The 16,040-nt window shown below is 64.9% G+C and carries 15 protein-coding genes; 8 read left to right on the top strand and 7 right to left on the bottom strand.

Going from position 1 to position 16,040, the window contains the following annotated elements; genetic code table 11:
• Nucleotides 1-99: 99 nt before the first annotated feature.
• The gene (locus AC1RRJ_RS03640; protein ID WP_493120350.1) at nt 100-1,863 is read right to left on the bottom strand and encodes a DUF4153 domain-containing protein; all 1,764 of its coding nucleotides are present in this window, start codon (nt 1,861-1,863) and stop codon (nt 100-102) included.
• 174 nt (nt 1,864-2,037) lie between these two features.
• On the opposite strand from AC1RRJ_RS03640, the gene AC1RRJ_RS03635 reads away from it, so the two are divergent.
• The 6 genes from AC1RRJ_RS03635 (at nt 2,038) to AC1RRJ_RS03610 (ending at nt 6,865) form a co-directional block, all read left to right on the top strand.
• The gene (locus AC1RRJ_RS03635; protein WP_493120349.1) at nt 2,038-3,354 is read left to right on the top strand and encodes a DUF3089 domain-containing protein; all 1,317 of its coding nucleotides are present in this window, start codon (nt 2,038-2,040) and stop codon (nt 3,352-3,354) included.
• Between the two features lie 88 nt (nt 3,355-3,442).
• On the top strand, nt 3,443-3,904 hold the full coding sequence (ruvX, locus tag AC1RRJ_RS03630; protein ID WP_493120348.1) for a Holliday junction resolvase RuvX: 462 nt from the start codon (nt 3,443-3,445) through the stop codon (nt 3,902-3,904).
• A 10-nt stretch (nt 3,905-3,914) separates the two neighbouring features.
• Nucleotides 3,915-4,232: a DUF1294 domain-containing protein gene (locus AC1RRJ_RS03625; protein ID WP_493120347.1), complete on the top strand. Its 318-nt coding sequence runs from the start codon at nt 3,915-3,917 to the stop codon at nt 4,230-4,232.
• A gap of 13 nt (nt 4,233-4,245) precedes the next feature.
• The gene (locus AC1RRJ_RS03620; protein ID WP_493120346.1) at nt 4,246-5,241 is read left to right on the top strand and encodes an aspartate carbamoyltransferase catalytic subunit; all 996 of its coding nucleotides are present in this window, start codon (nt 4,246-4,248) and stop codon (nt 5,239-5,241) included.
• The gene (locus tag AC1RRJ_RS03615) at nt 5,232-6,455 is read left to right on the top strand and encodes a dihydroorotase (RefSeq protein ID WP_493120345.1); all 1,224 of its coding nucleotides are present in this window, start codon (nt 5,232-5,234) and stop codon (nt 6,453-6,455) included. The genes AC1RRJ_RS03620 and AC1RRJ_RS03615 overlap by 10 nt, the downstream gene beginning before the upstream one ends.
• Before the next feature lie 35 nt (nt 6,456-6,490).
• On the top strand, nt 6,491-6,865 hold the full coding sequence (locus AC1RRJ_RS03610; RefSeq protein ID WP_493120344.1) for a hypothetical protein: 375 nt from the start codon (nt 6,491-6,493) through the stop codon (nt 6,863-6,865).
• Nucleotides 6,866-6,911: 46 nt separating this feature from the next.
• Here the strand turns inward: AC1RRJ_RS03610 and AC1RRJ_RS03605 are convergent, their stop codons facing one another.
• Nucleotides 6,912-7,778 (bottom strand): sigma-70 family RNA polymerase sigma factor, encoded by an 867-nt coding sequence (locus AC1RRJ_RS03605; protein WP_493120343.1) that lies wholly within the window; start codon nt 7,776-7,778, stop codon nt 6,912-6,914.
• Complete coding sequence (locus AC1RRJ_RS03600; protein ID WP_493120342.1) at nt 7,778-8,233, bottom strand: carboxymuconolactone decarboxylase family protein; 456 nt, start codon at nt 8,231-8,233, stop codon at nt 7,778-7,780. Before AC1RRJ_RS03600 ends, AC1RRJ_RS03605 begins: the two co-directional genes overlap by 1 nt.
• Nucleotides 8,234-8,424: 191 nt before the next feature.
• Here AC1RRJ_RS03600 and AC1RRJ_RS03595 point away from each other — a divergent pair, with 191 nt between their 5' ends.
• Complete coding sequence (locus tag AC1RRJ_RS03595) at nt 8,425-8,805, top strand: DoxX family protein (protein WP_493120341.1); 381 nt, start codon at nt 8,425-8,427, stop codon at nt 8,803-8,805.
• A 69-nt stretch (nt 8,806-8,874) separates the two neighbouring features.
• On the opposite strand, the gene AC1RRJ_RS03590 is transcribed toward AC1RRJ_RS03595, so the two are convergent.
• Both AC1RRJ_RS03590 and AC1RRJ_RS03585 read right to left on the bottom strand, forming a co-directional pair.
• Complete coding sequence (locus tag AC1RRJ_RS03590; RefSeq protein ID WP_493120340.1) at nt 8,875-9,852, bottom strand: DUF6607 family protein; 978 nt, start codon at nt 9,850-9,852, stop codon at nt 8,875-8,877.
• A gap of 23 nt (nt 9,853-9,875) precedes the next feature.
• On the bottom strand, nt 9,876-12,203 hold the full coding sequence (locus tag AC1RRJ_RS03585; RefSeq protein WP_493120339.1) for a TonB-dependent hemoglobin/transferrin/lactoferrin family receptor: 2,328 nt from the start codon (nt 12,201-12,203) through the stop codon (nt 9,876-9,878).
• 190 nt (nt 12,204-12,393) lie between these two features.
• Here AC1RRJ_RS03585 and AC1RRJ_RS03580 point away from each other — a divergent pair, with 190 nt between their 5' ends.
• Nucleotides 12,394-13,509, top strand: coding sequence for a hypothetical protein (locus AC1RRJ_RS03580; protein ID WP_493120338.1), 1,116 nt, complete (start codon nt 12,394-12,396; stop codon nt 13,507-13,509).
• A 110-nt stretch (nt 13,510-13,619) separates the two neighbouring features.
• On the opposite strand, the gene AC1RRJ_RS03575 is transcribed toward AC1RRJ_RS03580, so the two are convergent.
• Together AC1RRJ_RS03575 and miaB are read right to left on the bottom strand one after the other, a co-directional pair.
• Nucleotides 13,620-14,630 carry a PhoH family protein gene (locus AC1RRJ_RS03575; protein ID WP_088473141.1) on the bottom strand — a complete coding sequence of 337 codons (1,011 nt, stop codon included), beginning with the start codon at nt 14,628-14,630 and terminating at the stop codon, nt 13,620-13,622.
• A 66-nt stretch (nt 14,631-14,696) separates the two neighbouring features.
• Entirely contained in the window at nt 14,697-16,034 is a 1,338-nt protein-coding gene (gene miaB / locus AC1RRJ_RS03570) for a tRNA (N6-isopentenyl adenosine(37)-C2)-methylthiotransferase MiaB (protein WP_493120337.1), read from the bottom strand.
• Between the last annotated feature and the right edge of the window lie 6 nt (nt 16,035-16,040).

The following is a 16,040-nucleotide window of genomic DNA, read 5'->3' as shown; positions in this document are numbered from 1 at the left end:
ACAAAACCTTGTCATTCCCGCGAAAGCGGGAACCCAGTGTGCGACACTCTGGGTTCCCGCTTTCGCGGGAATGACGATGAAAAGACCATCAGCGCGAATCTACTCGAAAGTCCCAGATTCCGGCACGCCATTCACCAGGATGCGCCGCTGCTGCACCGTCTCGACCTCAATCGTCGCCTTCGACAGGTCGACCTCGGCACGCTTTGGTTGGTTATCGCGCGCGATATCGCCCTGCACCCAGCGACCTTCCTTATTCAGCGTCACGAAATCGAAATTCGTCGCCTCGCCGGGCTCATTCTGCCCCATCACGCCGATCCGGTCGTCGTCCAACCACACCGCGACGCATGCCTTCGCGCGTTGGCACATATAGCTGCCGGAGACGATCGCGAGTGCGTCGGCGGACAGCGGACGGTCCGCCGGAAACACCCGCAACCGTTCGGCAAAGGGCTTCATCAGCGCCGGGCCGCGCGGGCCGCCAAGATCCCAGCGATTCTTCGTCTCCAGCGCCAGCTTCGCGGCATCGGCGCGCGCTCTTTGCGGAGATTTCGTCAGCTCCTTCAGCGCCGCGCGCCCGCTCGGCCCGAAATCGAACGCCATCGCCGCCCAGTCGAATTTCTCGGTCGAGATCGAGCCCGACTTCAGCCGCGCCATCTGGTCGCGCGTCGAGATCGCTCCGAAATCGACGATCGGCAGCGCGAGGAAGGCCGCGAGCAGCATCAGCCCGATCGCGAGCTTCTGCTGCAACGGCCGCAGCAGATCATCGAAATCACGCCGTCCCTTCACCACCGCCCACAGCCCGGCCAGCCCGTAGGCGACCGCAATGACCGCCGCGATCACGCCCCACATGCGCTCGGGGGTCCAGCCATATTGGCCGACGCGCAAATGCATCGAATAATATGCGATGACGGCGAGCGGCAGCACCGCGACCGCCAGCACCGGCGCCGCCCAGCGCAGCACGCGGTTTACCGGCCGATCCTCGGCGCCATTGCCGATCACCGCATTGGCCAGCAGCACCGCAAAGGCCCCCGCCGCCATCATCAGCGCCGCGGTCGAAAAACCCGAATCCCAAAGCTTCTGAAGCCCCGTCCCTGCCAGCGAGAGCAGAAAGATCACCAGCGCGGCCGCCAGCACCGGCGCGAGCACCGCAAGCACGATCATCACCAGCCGCTGCAAGGTCGAAACCAGCTTGTCGCGCTCGCGCAGCAGGCCGACGGCACCGCCGAACGCTGCCCCCGCGAGCATCCAGCCGAACCATTCGTCGTTGAGCAGGTCGCGGACCACATCGATCCCGATCAGGTGGAACATCTCCGAAATCAGCACGACGAGCAGGAAGGTCACCCCGACGAACGCGAGGCTCGCCGCACCGATCACCGCATCGGTCCACGCATGGCTATGCAGCCGCTCATAAGGCATCTGCCACAGCTTCCAGAATCGCCAGTCGGGCGCGACATCGCGCCGTGTCTGAAACAGCGGCGTCGCGACCAGTACCGCGAGCAGCCCCGACCAGAAAGGCCATTCGATCGGCGATCCCTGGATATTATACGCCGCCGCCTGCGATGCGATCAGCCCCATCACCGCGCCCCACAAAAGCGCAAAGCCCGCCGCCCAGTGCCAGCGCCGCAATTCGACCCCCAGCACGAAAACGATAGCCGAAATCGCCACGAACGCCGCAAGCCCGTCGAGCAGCGGCGCCGGTTCGGCGACATATTGGCGGTCGACGAGCATGTGGAACAAGAGCCCCGCGACGGCACAGATCGCCGCCATGATCCACGGCCGCAACGGCCACGGCGGATCGCTGTCGTTCAGCCGCGCTGACACGGGAAGCAGCGAATCGGGGGCGATGGGCGATGAAGCGTCGGACATGGCCTCAGCCTATCGCGTAACATCGTCATGCTGAACCTGTTTCAGGATCCATGGTCTAAGGGCGCGCGTTCAGGCTATGGATGCTGAAACAAGTTCAGCGCGACGCGTTGTTTGATGCCGTCGTCACGAGCGGATACAGAAGCCGAAACCTCTCTCCTCTCCCATGGAGCCCCAATGGCCCGCAAATTTCTCTACTTCATCGCCGCCGTCATCATCCTCATCCTCGCCGCCGGGGTCGTGTATCAGCTCTATCCGGGCTGGATCGCACGCACCGCCTTCGTCCCCAGCGCCGAATTCAAGCCGCAGGCCGCAGTGACGCCGAACGCCTATGACGACCCCAAAATGTGGTTCGCACGGCCGGGGATGGAGAAAAACCCCTCGGACTGGCGCCCCGAAGCCGCCTATGCTCACACGCCGTCGCCCGACAGCGCCGAAGCGCAGCGCGGCGACGCGCTCGTCCCGCCCGCAACCGCCGCCGAAGCCGGAGCGGCAGCGCAGCCGCCCAAGGGCGACGCCGCGGTCTTCTTCGTCCATCCGACCAGCTATTACAGCCGGTCGAGCTGGAACGCCCCGCTCGCGGACCGCGATTCGGACCACCGCGCCAATCTGTTCGTCCAAGGCATGGCGAGCGCCTTTGCCGATGCCGGTGACATCTGGGCGCCGCGCTATCGCCAGGCGACCCTCGGCGCCTTCCTCGCCGAAGACCGCGTCACCGCGGGCAAGGCGATCGACGCCGCCTATCAGGATGTCGAACAGGCGTTCGACGCCTTCGTCGCCGCGCAGCCGAAGAATAAACCGATCATTCTCGCGGGCCATAGTCAGGGCGCGCTCCACCTGACTACGCTGCTCAAGAACAAGATCGCGGGCACCCCGCTCGCGAAACGCATCGTCGCGGTCTATGCCGTCGGCTGGCCGATCAGCGTCGACACCGACATCGCCGGCCTCGGCCTTCCCGCATGCCAGACCCCCGAGCAAAAGGGCTGTATCCTCAGCTGGGTGAGCTTCGCGGCGCCCGCCGACCCCGAAATGGTGCTCGGCGCCTATGACGGCACGATCGGCTTCGACGGCCGCCCGCGCGCGGGCACGCGGATGCTCTGCACCAACCCAATCACCGGCACCCCCGACGCCGCGGCGACGCCCGAAACCAATCTCGGCACACTGAAGCCCACCACGGGTTTCAAGAGCGGGTCGCTGGTCGCGGGCAAGATCGGCGCCCAATGCGACGACGCGCACGGACTGCTGATGATCGGCGACGGCGACATTGCGAAAAATTACGTCGTCGCGGGCTATGTGCTGCCGGGCAACAATTACCATGTCTATGACATCACGCTGTTCTGGGCGAACGTCCGCGCCGACGTGCTGCGCCGGCTGGCGACGTTCGAAGGGAAACCGTCGCCGGTTCCGCCCGCGGTGGCGCCTATTCCGGTCACGCTGGCACCCACGCCCGCCGCTTCGTCAACCACTCCCCCTTCATCCTCACCCCGGACTTGATCCGGGATCCATGGCCTGACTTCGCGGCGTCAGGCCAAGGATGCTGAATCAAGTTCAGCATGACGAAATTTGGCGATAAGGGCGGGCAATGATCACCGCCGCCGCCCCCGAATTCGCCGCAGCGCTCCCCAACGGCGGCCGCCTCATGGCCCTCGACGTCGGCACCAAGACCATCGGCGTCGCCTTCTGCGACGCGAACTGGGCCTTCGCGACCCCCGACAAGACGATCATCCGCAAGAAATTCTCCGCCGACCTCGAAATCCTCAAAGCCCTCGTCGCGGCGCAATCGGTCGTCGGCCTCGTCGTCGGCCTGCCGCTCAATATGGACGGCACCGACAGCCCGCGCACCCAGAGCACCCGTGCCTTCGCGCGCAACCTCATGCCGCTCGGCTTGCCGCTGCTGCTGTGGGACGAGCGCTGGTCGACCGCCGCGGTCGAGCGCGCGATGATCGCCGCCGACGTCAGCCGCGCCAAGCGCGCCGAACGCATCGACAGCGCCGCCGCCGCCTTCATCCTCCAGGGTGCAATCGACGCCCTGACCCGCGCATGACGGTGCGCGGTTGACCGAATATATCGTCTATTGGCTGATCGCCGCCAATCTGATCGCCTTCGTGCTCATGATCCTCGACAAACAGCGCGCCGAAAATGGTGAACGGCGCATTTCCGAAAACGCCCTTCTCCGCTGGGCCTTTTTCGGCGGCGCCTTCGGCACCTTCGCCGCCTCGCGCCTCGTCCGCCACAAGACGCGCAAGCAGCCGTTCGCGTCGCAAATGATCACCATTCTCGCCCTCGAAGTCATCCTGCTGACGCTCTGGGCATCCGGATTTCTTGGACCGCTGGTCGCGGCAATGCTTGCGTATTTGCCCGATCCTGCATAGAGGCTCGGCTTTAATGACAAGCGCAAAAACCCGACCCGTCAGCGACTATCCGCCCGGCGGCGATGCCTTTCGCCATCGCCACCTGATCGGCATCGCCCAGCTCACCCCGTGGGAGATTTCCTACGTTCTCGACGCCGCCGAACAGTGGGTCGAGTTGAACCGCGCGGGCGCCGCCAAGCATGACGATGCCCTCGCCGGCCTCACGATCATCAACGCCTTTTTCGAAAATTCGACGCGCACCTTGCTGTCGTTCGAAATCGCCGGAAAACGCCTCGGCGCCGACGTCGTCAACATGCACGCCGCGCAGTCGAGCGTCAAAAAGGGCGAGACGCTGATCGACACCGCGATGACACTCAACGCGATGCGCGCCGACGCCCTCGTCATCCGACATCAAAGCTCGGGCGCGGTGCAGCTGATCGCCGACAAGGTCGACTGCCCCGTCCTCAACGCCGGCGACGGCCGCCACGAGCATCCGACGCAGGCGCTGCTCGACGCGCTCACCATCCGCCGCCGCAAGGGCAAGGTCGAGGGCCTCACCATCGCGATCTGCGGCGACGTCCTCCACAGCCGCGTCGCGCGCTCGAACATTCTCGCGCTCACCCTGCTCGGCAATGAAGTGCGCGTCGTTGCGCCACCGACGCTGACCCCGCCCGCGTTGGAACGCATGCATGTGACGACCTTCACCGATATGGACGAAGGCATCAAGGACGCCGACGTCGTGATGATGCTCCGCCTCCAGAACGAACGCATGGACGGCGCCTATCTGCCCAGCGCGCGCGAATATCACGCGCTCTACGGCCTCACCCCGAAACGGCTCGAAAAGGCCAAGCCCGACGCCATCGTCATGCACCCCGGCCCGATGAACCGCGGGGTCGAGATCGACAGCAGCGTCGCCGACGATCCCGTCCGCTCGACGATCACCGAGCAGGTCGAAATGGGGGTCGCTGTGCGCATGGCCTGCCTCGACATTTTGACCCGCCGCAAACGAAAGATACCGGGATGGGCGTGAAGCCGCTCCACATTACGGGCGCTCAGCTGATCGACGGCGACACGCCGCGCGCCGGCAGCCTGCTCGCAGTCGACGGCCGCATCGCCGCGATCGACCCGACCGAGGTGCCCGAGGGCACCGAGACGGTCGATGCCAAGGGCCAGTGGCTCGCCCCCGGGATCATCGACCTCGGCGTCTTCGCTACCGACAAGCCAGCCTTCCACTTCGGCGGCATCACCCGCGCCGCGCTGATGCCCGACGCTGGTCGCCTCGACGACCCCGGTCTGGTCGAGCGCGCGGCCAAGGGCGGCAAGCCCGACCTGTGGGTCCACCCCGTCGCCGCTGCGACCAAGGGCCTTGCGGGCAAGGAGCTCGCCGAAATCGGTCTGATGAAGGGCGCGGGCGCCCGCGCCATCGCCACCGGCCGCACGCGCATCGCCGATAGCGGCGTGATGCGCCGTATATTGAGCTACGCCGCCTCGCTCGGCCTCGTCACGATCATCCACGCCGAGGATGAAGGCCTCACCGCCGGCGCGGTCGCGACCGACGGCGAAATGGCAACCCGCCTCGGCCTCGCCTCGGCCCCCGCGATCGCCGAGGCGATCGCGATCGCGCGCGACCTGATGCTGATGGAAGAAGCCGGCGCGCCGGTTCATTTCCGGCAAGTCACGACCGCGCGCGGGCTCGACCTGATCCGCGCCGCCAAAGCGAAGGGGCTGCCCGTCCTCTGCGGCATCACCCCCGCGCATCTCTTCCTCTCGGATACCGCGATCGGCGACTTCCGCACCTTCGCGCGCCTGTCGCCGCCGCTCCGCAGCGAGGACGACCGCCACGCCTGCCTCGCCGCAATCGCCGACGGCACGATCGATGTGCTGTCCTCGGGCCACGACCCGCGCGGCCCCGAAGACAAGCGCCTGCCCTTCGCCGAGGCGCAGCCCGGCATGGCGGGCGCCGAAACGCTGCTCGCGCTCGGCCTGAACCTCGTCCGCGACGGCCATGTCTCGCCCGGCCGTCTGTTCGAACTGCTCGCGGGCACCCCCGCCTGCCTGCTCGGCGTCAACACCGGCCGCCTCGCCGTGGGCATGGAGGCCGACCTCATCCTCGTCGACGCCGATACGCCGTGGCAGGTCGACGCCAAGAAAATGGCGGCCTGGGCCGGCAACACCCCCTTCGACGGCATGCCGGTGCAGGGCCGTGCAACGATGATGTGGAAGGGCGGCCAGCGGATCCGCTAGGCCGCTCACCCTCAGGAAAACAGGTTCAATCCCATATGAATAGCGACCAGCTCGCCCGCGACCTTCTCGACTGGAACCGGCGCCACCTGCTCCACGACGCCCCCCTGACGGAAGCGACGATCGGCGAGAAATTCGCCCCGGCCTTCACCGTCTGCGCCAACGGCCGCGTCCATCCCGCGACGCACACCAACTACCTCGAATTCCTCAACGGATTTCGCGCGACGATTGCGGCGATCGACTATGAAATTCACCGGACCGTCACCGAGCAGGCCTCCACCGTCCTCGCCATGACCGCGACGGTCCGCCGCACCGACGGCAGCATCGACCGGTTCGAGGCCATGCTGCTGCTCACCTTCGACACCGACGGGCTGGTGACGCTCTGGCACGAGGTTTATCTCAAAACCGGGTAGTGTCGGACGAGGAGATATACCCATCAAGTCCTGCGCATATTAGCCCCTAATGCATGTGCCGCAGCTTGTCGGGGTTGCGCATGACATAGATGGCGGCGACCTTGCCGTCGGCAATCTCCAGCGCCGTCGTTTGCAACTCGCCATCGGCCTCGCGGGTGACGAAACCCGGCAGACCGTTGATCATTCCGGCATGGACCAGCGTCGAGCCATATTTGCCGAACAGCACCGCAAGGCTGCGGTGGAGCTTCATCACGATATCGTACCCGAGCACCGGCGTCAGCGCCGCGGGGCGCTTGCCGCCGCCGTCGGACCACATGCCAACGTCCGCCGCGAGCAGCGCGCCGAGCGCGCCCATGTCGCCGCTGCGTGACGCCGCGAAGAAGGCGTTGGCGATCTCCATCCCCTGTTCCTTTTCGAGCTTGTAGCGCGGACGGGCGTCGCGGACGTGGGTGCGGGCGCGCGCGGCGAGCTGACGCGTCGCGGCGGCATCGCGGCCAATCGTCGTCGCCACTTCCTCGAAGCCGACGCCGAAGACATCGTGGAGCAGGAAAGCGGCGCGCTCCAACGGCGACAGGCGTTCGAGCGCAAGCATCAGCGGCAGGGTGACATCATCCTCTTCCTCCTCCTCGACCAGCGGGTCGGGGAGCCAGGGCCCGACATAAGTCTCGCGCTGGCGGCGCGCCGATTTGATCTGGTCGAGGCAAAGCCGCGTCACGGTGCGGCGGAGGAAGGCGGCGGGCTCGCGCACCGCGGCACGGTCGGTCCCGAGCCAGCGGATGAAGGCGTCCTGCACCACATCCTCGGCATCGGCGACCGAGCCGAGCATACGATAGGCAACGCGGGTGAGCAGCGGACGTAGCGGGTCGAAACTGACCGCCGCGTCCGCCGCATCATGATGGCCCGTCGGCGTCATCAGGCCGCCTTGGCCGCGGGCATTTCATACCAAAGGTCAAAGCCGACCGCGAGGCGGTTCCAGCCGTTGATGATGTTGATCATAAGGGTGAGCTTCACCTGTTCCTCCGGCGTGAAATGCGCTTCGAGCGCGTCCTTGGCTTCCTTCTGTGTGTGGCCTTGCGACAGGCGGGTCAAGGCGTCGGTCCATGCCAGCGCGGCGCGCTCGCGAGGCGTATAGACCGGTGCTTCGTGCCATGCGGCGAGCAGATAGATGCGCTGTTCGCTCTCTCCGCCCGCGCGCGCCTCGGTCGTGTGCATGTTGATGCAATTGGCGCAGCCGTTGAGGATCGAGGCGCGAATCTTGACGAGTTCGATCAGGCTCTTCTCGAGGCTTTCCTGCACGGCGAGCGAGGTCGCCATCCATTGTTTCATCAGCTGTGGCGCGGCGGCGAAGGGGTCGGTTACTTTCGTCATGTCGAAGCTCCTTTTCAAAGGGTGGTGCTGACTTGACGAGACAGGGTTTGCGGATGTGACATGGCGGGCGAAAAAATTTCGGCGCGATCACCCTTTTCGTCATTGTGAGCGAAGCGAAGCAATGACGCTTTGACATCACGCAACAGTGGCTTAGCTTCCCACCCGTCGATCAACGGCAAGGAGGGGTTATCATGAAATTTCTCGATGGTTTCGGCGAACAGGCCTATGCGCTGCTGCGCATCGTCGCGGGCCTTTTGTTCCTCGCGCATGGCGTACAGAAATTCTTCAATTTCCCGGTGGCGTTCCCGATGCCGCTCAATCCGATGCTGATGGCGGCGGGCGCGATCGAGATTGTCGCGGGCGGCCTGATCGTCCTCGGCCTCTTCACCCGCCCCGCGGCCTTCCTTGCCAGCGGCATGGCGGCGGTCGGCTACTGGGTCGCGCACGGCGCCAAAAACCCCTTCCCCATCGTCAATGGTGGCGAGACGATCATCCTTTACTGCTTCATCTTCCTGTTCATCGCCACGCGCGGCGCCGGGATCTGGAGCGTCGAAGGCGCGACGAAGAAATGATCTGACGCAAAAATAGGGGCGGCCCTTTGCAGAGCCGCCCCAGTTGCGGGCTTCACATGGTGAAGTGGGTCAGAGTTTGCGGGTGTTGGTTTCGATCAGCTTCTTCGCTTCGGCGATCGCCTTGGCGGTGGTAAGCTTCTTTTCCTGAATTTCGTCGGCGATTTCGAGCAGGCGGCCGCTGATGACGGTGCCGGTGTCGGCCTTTTCCTCGATCGCGATGCCGCCCTTCGTCGCGGCAACCCGGGCCCATTCGGCGCGAACGGCGGCCCAATAACCCTTGGTCGCAGCCCAATAATCGTCGGCGGCCTTCACATCATATTGGTCGTACTTGATATAGGTGTTGAGGACATATTCCTGGACGATCGGCACCAGCTTGCCGTCCTTCGTCCCCATTTTGGTGTTGTCCTGCCAGTGGACCCAGCCGTCGGGGCTCGGCTGGTGGCGGTTGATCGACAGATAGCGGTCGTAGACCGGATTGCGCACGGCATCGCGGCGCGCGAGCGGGCGCCACGTCCAGCTCGAGCGCCAGCGGCGGACGCCGCCCTGCGTTTCGAACTGGCCCCAGCCGCCATAGCGGGGGCTGTCGTCGACCTGCCACACCGTCTGCGACCAGCGGCCGGTGCGCATTTTCTCGGGGACATCTTCCCACGTCCATGCGTTGCGGTCCGAATAGACCAGAACCTTGGCCGGTTCATATTCCCAGTCCTGCCGCCAATGCTTGATGATGAAGCTCTTGTCGTCGTCGCCGGTGATGACGAGCATGTGCTGGAGCGAGATTTTGCGCCCCGTGTCCTCGATCACGCGGACGACCTCGTTGCCGCCCGACCGCTTGGGTTCCAGCACCTCGTAATTCGGGTCCCAGCGCGTCGATTCCTGCATGTTGAAGCTGACACGGTAATTGCCCGCCATCGCGAGGATGTCGGCGCGGTCCTGTTCGAAATTGGCCGCCGCCTGCTCGGCAGCGATCGGCGGGTGCGCCGACGCGATGCCCGGAAGTGCGGCGGAGAGCAGCAACAAACCCGCCGCGATTTTACGATATGTTTTCATCGGTGCAGTCCTTCTTTTGTTGTTCAGAAGCGGAAGCTGAGCGACACGCTCGCGTTGCGGCCGGGCTGGGTATAGGCGTCGGTCACGAGCGAGGTGGAGGCGAGACCACGAACGTCGCTCCACCAGCTGTATTTCTTGTCGAGGATGTTGAAGACACCGGCGCGGAGCGTCAGCGCGTCCATGACGCGCACAAAGGCTGTCGCATCAAGGATCGTGAAGCTGTCGGGACGGAAGCATTCCGAACCGCTGCAAACAGTCGTCGGTAGTCCGCGATCATCGACCCCGACCGTGCGCGACACCTCCTTGCGCCCGCTATGCGTCATGATGAGCTGACCGCCGAACCGCCCGTCGGGCGCGCGGTACCCGAACCCGGCGACGAGTTTGAGCGGGTCGATCGACTGCAACGGTACACGCTCGAGGCCAAGGCCGGTCTGCGTGCCGGTGGCATAGGATAGGGCGAGCGTCGTATACAGGCCGGACGACGCTCGCCCCTCGAACCGCGCTTCGGCGCCTTTGACGCGAACGCGATCGAGATTCACGAATTGGAAGATGGCCGGATCGTTCGGCAGGAAATTGCCGCTCACTCGCTCCTGGCTGATGAAATCCTTGTAGCGCGCGGTAAAGCCGGTCACGTCGAGGCTGATGCCGTCGCTTGAAAAGCGGACTCCGCCCTCGAAGCTTTCGCTGCGCTCGGGACCAAGGTCGGGGTTCGGGATCGAGGTGTAGCCCGATGCGAGGTTGGAGAAGAACTGGTTGACCTGTCCCGGCTCGGGCGCCTTGAAGCCGGTCGCGTAATTGGCGAAGAGCCGCACTTCGTCAGTGACCTTCCACACCGCACCGAATTTCGGCGAGACGCGCGAGCCGTCCTGCTTGGCGCCCGCAAATGTCGGCAGCAGCGGGTCGTTGTCGGGCGACAGATCGTACCAGTCGAAGCGCAGCGCTGGATAGAGGAGCAGGCGGCCATCGGCGATCGAGATTTCGTCGCCGACGAACAGTCCGGCGCGGGTGAAATCGGTGGTCGGGAAAGCGCGCGTCGGATATGTTTCACCCGGCGGCGGAACGGTGCCGTCACGCAGACCCTGCTGGCGCGTCTTGCTGATGTCGCCGCCAAAGACGAGGCGGTGGGTGATCGCGCCGGTCGCGAAGTCGGCGCGCGCATCGGCCGATGCACCGATAACGCGGTTTTCGAAAGTATTGAGGCGCGTACGGTCGGCAGCGGGGGTGCGATCCTCTTCGGTATATTGATTGTCCTCGCCGTCCTGCCAATAGAGTGCGACGCGGGCGAAATCGATCGTGCCCTCGCCTTCCCAACTCCAGTCGAGCGACACGCGCTTGCGTGTCCCGGTATCGAAGCCTTCGAGCCGGTCGATGCTGGAGGTGACAACGCCTTGCGCGTTGCGCGTCGCGGTTACGCCGGTCAGGCCATTGGTGTAGAGATCGGTGTCGAGATATTCACCGGTCAGGCGGATCTTGTGGCCGTTCGCGGGATCATAGACGATCCGCGCCAGCGCAGCGTTCGAGTGGCCGTCCTGCGGATTGGGAAGCGTGCGGAGCGGGCCGGTGCCTGCATCCTTGCCCGACGTGCCAGTCGCCGTAACACCACCGGCGACATTGCCCTTGTTGTCGAGTTCCTTGTGGTCGCGGCGGGTATAGGCGGCCATCACCGACCAGTCACCGCTGCGGCCCGCGAGGATCGCGGTTTCGCTAAACTCTTCGTCAGCGCTGCTGTAGCCAGCACGCAGGAGGCCGCCGACATTTTGGCCCGGCTTGAGGAAATCGGCAGGGTCCGAAGTGACGAAGCTGACTGCGCCGGCAAGGCCATCACTGCCATAGAGTGCCGACGACGGGCCGCGCAGGATTTCGACCGACTTGACGAGCCCGAGGTCGACATAGTCGCCGCGCCCCGAAGCCTGCGCGCCGAAGCTGAAGCCATCGGGCACGCGGACACCATCGACCTGGATGAGCACCCGGTTGCCGCCGATGCCGCGGATGTTGAAGCTGTCGTTGCCAGCGCGGCCGGTCGTGCCGAGCGCGGCGCCGAAGCGGGCCGGCTGGCGCTGGACGCTGACACCGGGTTCGAAGCGGACGAGGTCGCGAATGTCGGTCACAAGTTCGTCAGCGATCTGCTCGTCGCTCTTGACGGTGACAGTGACCGGCAGATCCTCCGCCCGCACCGCGGTGCGTGTCGCGGTGACGACGATCTGGTTCTTGCGCGCCATCCAGTAATCGCCGTCATTGTCCTGCGCGAACGCCGGCGGGGCGGTCACGGCAAGCGCGAGGCCGAGCGCGGTACCCGCAGCAAGGCGCGCAGCGCGCGTGGAAACGATGGACGGCAAAGCGACGTTCGTCAAAATTCTTCCCCTTTTGATTGCGATTGATTCGCAATAGCCGGCCTCTAGGCAGGTGCGGCACAGGGGTCAAGTATTATGCTATTAAGAATCACTTGCGATTAATCAGGAAACCGAAATCGCGCACGGTTAACCAAAACCAAACCGGGTTACGGCATAAACGCTCCATCGATCCTATGCGCACGAGGCCGCCATGCCCTTTCCCCATGAAATCCAGTCGGCACTGCTGTTCGACGCGCCGGTCCGCCATCTTGAATCGGTGATGCGCAGTTTCCTGAACATCGAGGCGGCGCGCAGCGGCCTCGACTATAATCTGGTCGAGGCGAAGCCGGGCGCCTTCTATCGCCTGTTCGGCGCCGGCGAGACAATGATAACGCTGGAATATATAGCTGCGCCCGCCAACCCCGATGCGTTCCTGCAGCCGGTGGAATCGGCGATCACGCGCATTTATTGCCCCGACATGCCCGCACGGCTGATGCGGCACCGCACGCACATCTTGATCAATGTATCGCATGGCGCCCTGCCCTCGACCCCCGACATCGACCGGATGCTAGGCCAGATCGGCTATACCCGGCCGGGCACCACGCTGCCGCAATTCATGCGCCGGATCGAGCTTTGCACGCTTCTGTCGCGGCTGGCGCAGGACGATGCGCCGGCAAGCGTCGTCCATTGGACGCAGAGCAATCAGCTGCTCCCCGGCGAGATGTTCGAAACGCTGGCCACCGGCGGCATTCCGGGGCCGCTGCATGTCCACCCCTATCTCTATGGCGGTGGCCAGTCGGCGAGCGGCAAGGCGCTCGCAGGCATTCGCACCTTTGGCGCCGGCCATTTCATCGACCGCGAGATTCGGATCGAACCGAGCGAGCTTCCCTGGGCTGCGAATTTCGAAACGATCCTGGCATTCCTGCGCGTCGCGACCACCCGGAACGGCTATGTCATTCCCGACGGCGACAGCTTTGGCCCCGATGACCATAGTCTGTCGTATCGCGTTCGCCATATCGCGTCGAGTGATGACGATGTGCCACTCTATGAACTCGAACCACTACTCCACCGCGAATATGGGTTTCAGGCGGACAGCTTTGTGCCGCGTGAGCAGATATTCGACGACCGGTCGGCGCCCACCGAGCTGATGCCGGCAGCAGAAAGCGAGCGTCAGCAATTGCTCGACGAATGGCAGTCAAAGCGCGCCATGGCCGAGGGGATCGGCGGCAGCTTCGAGGTTCGCGCACGCGCGCAGCAACCGGGCGCTACGCCGCCAGCGCGGCCCGGTTTTGGCGTGCGGCGCGTGTTCGGACGCAAGACGGGCTGACGCAAACGTTCAATGATCGTTCGCATCGAGCGAAGTCGCGATACACCTAGCTCGATGAGTGCCTCGACTTCGCCTCGACACAAACGGAGCGAGAGGCCCGTCTGAAGCTGCTAGCTCTTTGCCCCTGGCCCCTCATAAGCATCGACGATCCGCCCGACGATCGGGTGGCGGACGACATCCGCGCTGGTGAAGTAGCTGACGTTGATACCTTCGACTCCCTCAAGGCGGCTGACCGCGTCAGCGAGGCCCGAGCTCGCGGGGATGGGCAGATCGACCTGCTTCGGGTCACCGCACACGACCATGCGGCTGTTCGCACCAAAGCGCGTCAGAAACATCTTCATCTGCGGGATCGTCGTATTCTGCGCTTCGTCGAGGATGATGAAGGCATCGGCGAGTGTGCGCCCGCGCATGAAGGCTAGGGGCGCAATTTCGATTTCCGCGCTCGCGATCCGGCGCTCGACCTGCTCGGCGGGCAGGCAGTCGTGGAGCGCGTCGTAGAGCGGCCGCAGATAGGGATCGACCTTTTCCTTCATGTCGCCGGGAAGGAAGCCGAGCTTTTCGCCCGCCTCGACCGCAGGGCGCGAGAGGATCAGGCGCTGGACACTGCCGGTGATCAGCTGCGCCACGGCTTGCGCAACCGCAAGATATGTTTTGCCGGTCCCCGCCGGGCCGAGCGCGAAGATGATGTCGTCGCGCGCCAGCGCCTGCATATAGGGCACTTGCGACGGCGCACGCGGGACGATCGTCTTTTTCCGGGTGCGGATCATGATCGGCGGCGCTTCGCTGACATCGTGGCGGATGATGCCATCGAGCGTCGGCTGCGCCGACAGTGCGATTACCCCGTCGACCATGCCGCCGTCGACCTCCTGCCCCTGTTCAATGCGGCCATAGAGATCGGCGAGCACGTCGCGCGCGCGCGCCGCGGCCTCCGCCTCGCCCTCGATCTGGACGCGGTTGCCGCGCGCCGAAATATAGACACCAAGGCGGTTTTCGATCGCAACGAGGTTGCGGTCGAACTCGCCGAACAAGATTCCCAATAATTGTGTCCGTTCAAACTCGGCCGTCAATCGGACGCGGTCGCCGGGTTCGGCGGGGGTTGCGGCGAGTGGGCGTTTGGACACGTGGGCAATGCTCCTAGCTGAAAATCGACCGGGGTAATTTGTTGGTGCCGGGCGCTTCGCGTCGCATCAGGCGACCTCGCTCATCAGCGGTTCGGCACCGAGGCTGTTCGAGCCGCCCGACGTCACGCGCACATCGACCATGTCGCCGATCGTAAGGCCGGGCACGATGACATGCACAGACTGGAGCCATGGCGACTTGCCGATCAACTGACCCTCGAGCTTCCCTTTGCGTTCCATGAGCAGGCGCGTCGTCTTGCCGACTGTCGCCGCGTTGAACGCCCGCTGTTGCTCGTTGAGCAGCGCCTGCATGCGCAGCAGCCGGTCGTGCATCACCTCGTCGGGGATCTGATCGTCCATGGTCGCCGCCGGGGTGCCGGGGCGGCGCGAATATTTGAAGCTATACGCCATCGCGTAACGCGTCTCGCGGATCAGATCGAGCGTCGCCTGGAAATCCGCCTCGGTTTCTCCCGGGAAACCGACGATGAAATCGCCCGAAATTGCGATGTCGGGGCGCACCGCGCGGACGCGTTCGATGATGCGAAGATAGCTGTCAGCACTATGGCTGCGGTTCATCGCCGCGAGGATACGGTCGCTGCCGGCCTGCACCGGCAGGTGAAGATAGGGCATCAGCTTGTCGATCTCGCCATGCGCCGCGATCAGCCCGTCGGTCATGTCGTTCGGGTGGCTGGTCATGTAGCGGATACGCTCCAGCCCATCCTCGCGCGCCAGTTCGCGGACCAGTCCGTCGAGGCCGATCGCACGGCCGCGATCATCCTCGCCGTCCCATGCGTTGACGTTCTGGCCGAGCAGCGTGATTTCGCGCGCGCCGCCCGCGACGAGTGCGCGGGCCTCGGCGATCAGGTCGGCGAAGGGCCGGCTGATTTCGGCGCCGCGCGTATAGGGCACGACGCAATAGGTGCAGAATTTGTCGCAGCCTTCCTGCACGGTCAGGAAAGCGGTCGGGCGCTGGCCGCCCGCTCGCTTGGGCAGCGCGCCGAACTTCGATTCGGCGGGCATGTCGAGGTCGACCGCTTTCTCCCCGCGTTCGGCGCGGGCGATCAGGTCGGGCAGACGGTGATAGGCCTGCGGGCCGACGACGACATCGACGGTCGGCGCGCGGCGGGCAATTTCGGCGCCCTCAGCCTGCGCGACACAGCCTGCGACCGCAATCGTCGGGCGGCTACCGTCGGCGCGCTTCAACCGGCCGATGTCCGAATAGACTTTCTCGGCGGCACGCTCGCGAATGTGGCAGGTGTTGAGCACGACGAGGTCGGCGTCGGCGCCCTCGGCGGCGGCGACATAGCCTTCGGCGCCGAGCATTTCGGCCATGCGCTCGCCGTCATAGACGTTCATCTGGCAGCCGAAGGATTTGACGTGAAATGTTTTGGGAGAGTCGGACTTCATCGGCTC

This window comes from Sphingopyxis sp. GW821-FHT12C06 (assembly GCF_058807415.1).
Note: the sequence above shows the minus strand (reverse complement) of the source record. Positions and strands in the feature narration are given on the sequence as shown.

Excerpts from the sequence above, each read along its gene's own strand:
- AC1RRJ_RS03640 (WP_493120350.1), bottom strand. The coding sequence starts at position 1,863 with ATGTCCGACGCTTCATCGCCCATCGCCCCCGATTCGCTGCTTCCCGTG.
- AC1RRJ_RS03635 (WP_493120349.1), top strand. The coding sequence starts at position 2,038 with ATGGCCCGCAAATTTCTCTACTTCATCGCCGCCGTCATCATCCTCATC.
- ruvX (WP_493120348.1), top strand. The coding sequence starts at position 3,443 with ATGATCACCGCCGCCGCCCCCGAATTCGCCGCAGCGCTCCCCAACGGC.
- AC1RRJ_RS03620 (WP_493120346.1), top strand. The coding sequence starts at position 4,246 with ATGACAAGCGCAAAAACCCGACCCGTCAGCGACTATCCGCCCGGCGGC.
- AC1RRJ_RS03615 (WP_493120345.1), top strand. The coding sequence starts at position 5,232 with ATGGGCGTGAAGCCGCTCCACATTACGGGCGCTCAGCTGATCGACGGC.
- AC1RRJ_RS03610 (WP_493120344.1), top strand. The coding sequence starts at position 6,491 with ATGAATAGCGACCAGCTCGCCCGCGACCTTCTCGACTGGAACCGGCGC.
- AC1RRJ_RS03605 (WP_493120343.1), bottom strand. The coding sequence starts at position 7,778 with ATGACGCCGACGGGCCATCATGATGCGGCGGACGCGGCGGTCAGTTTC.
- AC1RRJ_RS03600 (WP_493120342.1), bottom strand. The coding sequence starts at position 8,233 with ATGACGAAAGTAACCGACCCCTTCGCCGCCGCGCCACAGCTGATGAAA.
- AC1RRJ_RS03595 (WP_493120341.1), top strand. The coding sequence starts at position 8,425 with ATGAAATTTCTCGATGGTTTCGGCGAACAGGCCTATGCGCTGCTGCGC.
- AC1RRJ_RS03590 (WP_493120340.1), bottom strand. The coding sequence starts at position 9,852 with ATGAAAACATATCGTAAAATCGCGGCGGGTTTGTTGCTGCTCTCCGCC.
- AC1RRJ_RS03580 (WP_493120338.1), top strand. The coding sequence starts at position 12,394 with ATGCCCTTTCCCCATGAAATCCAGTCGGCACTGCTGTTCGACGCGCCG.
- miaB (WP_493120337.1), bottom strand. The coding sequence starts at position 16,034 with ATGAAGTCCGACTCTCCCAAAACATTTCACGTCAAATCCTTCGGCTGC.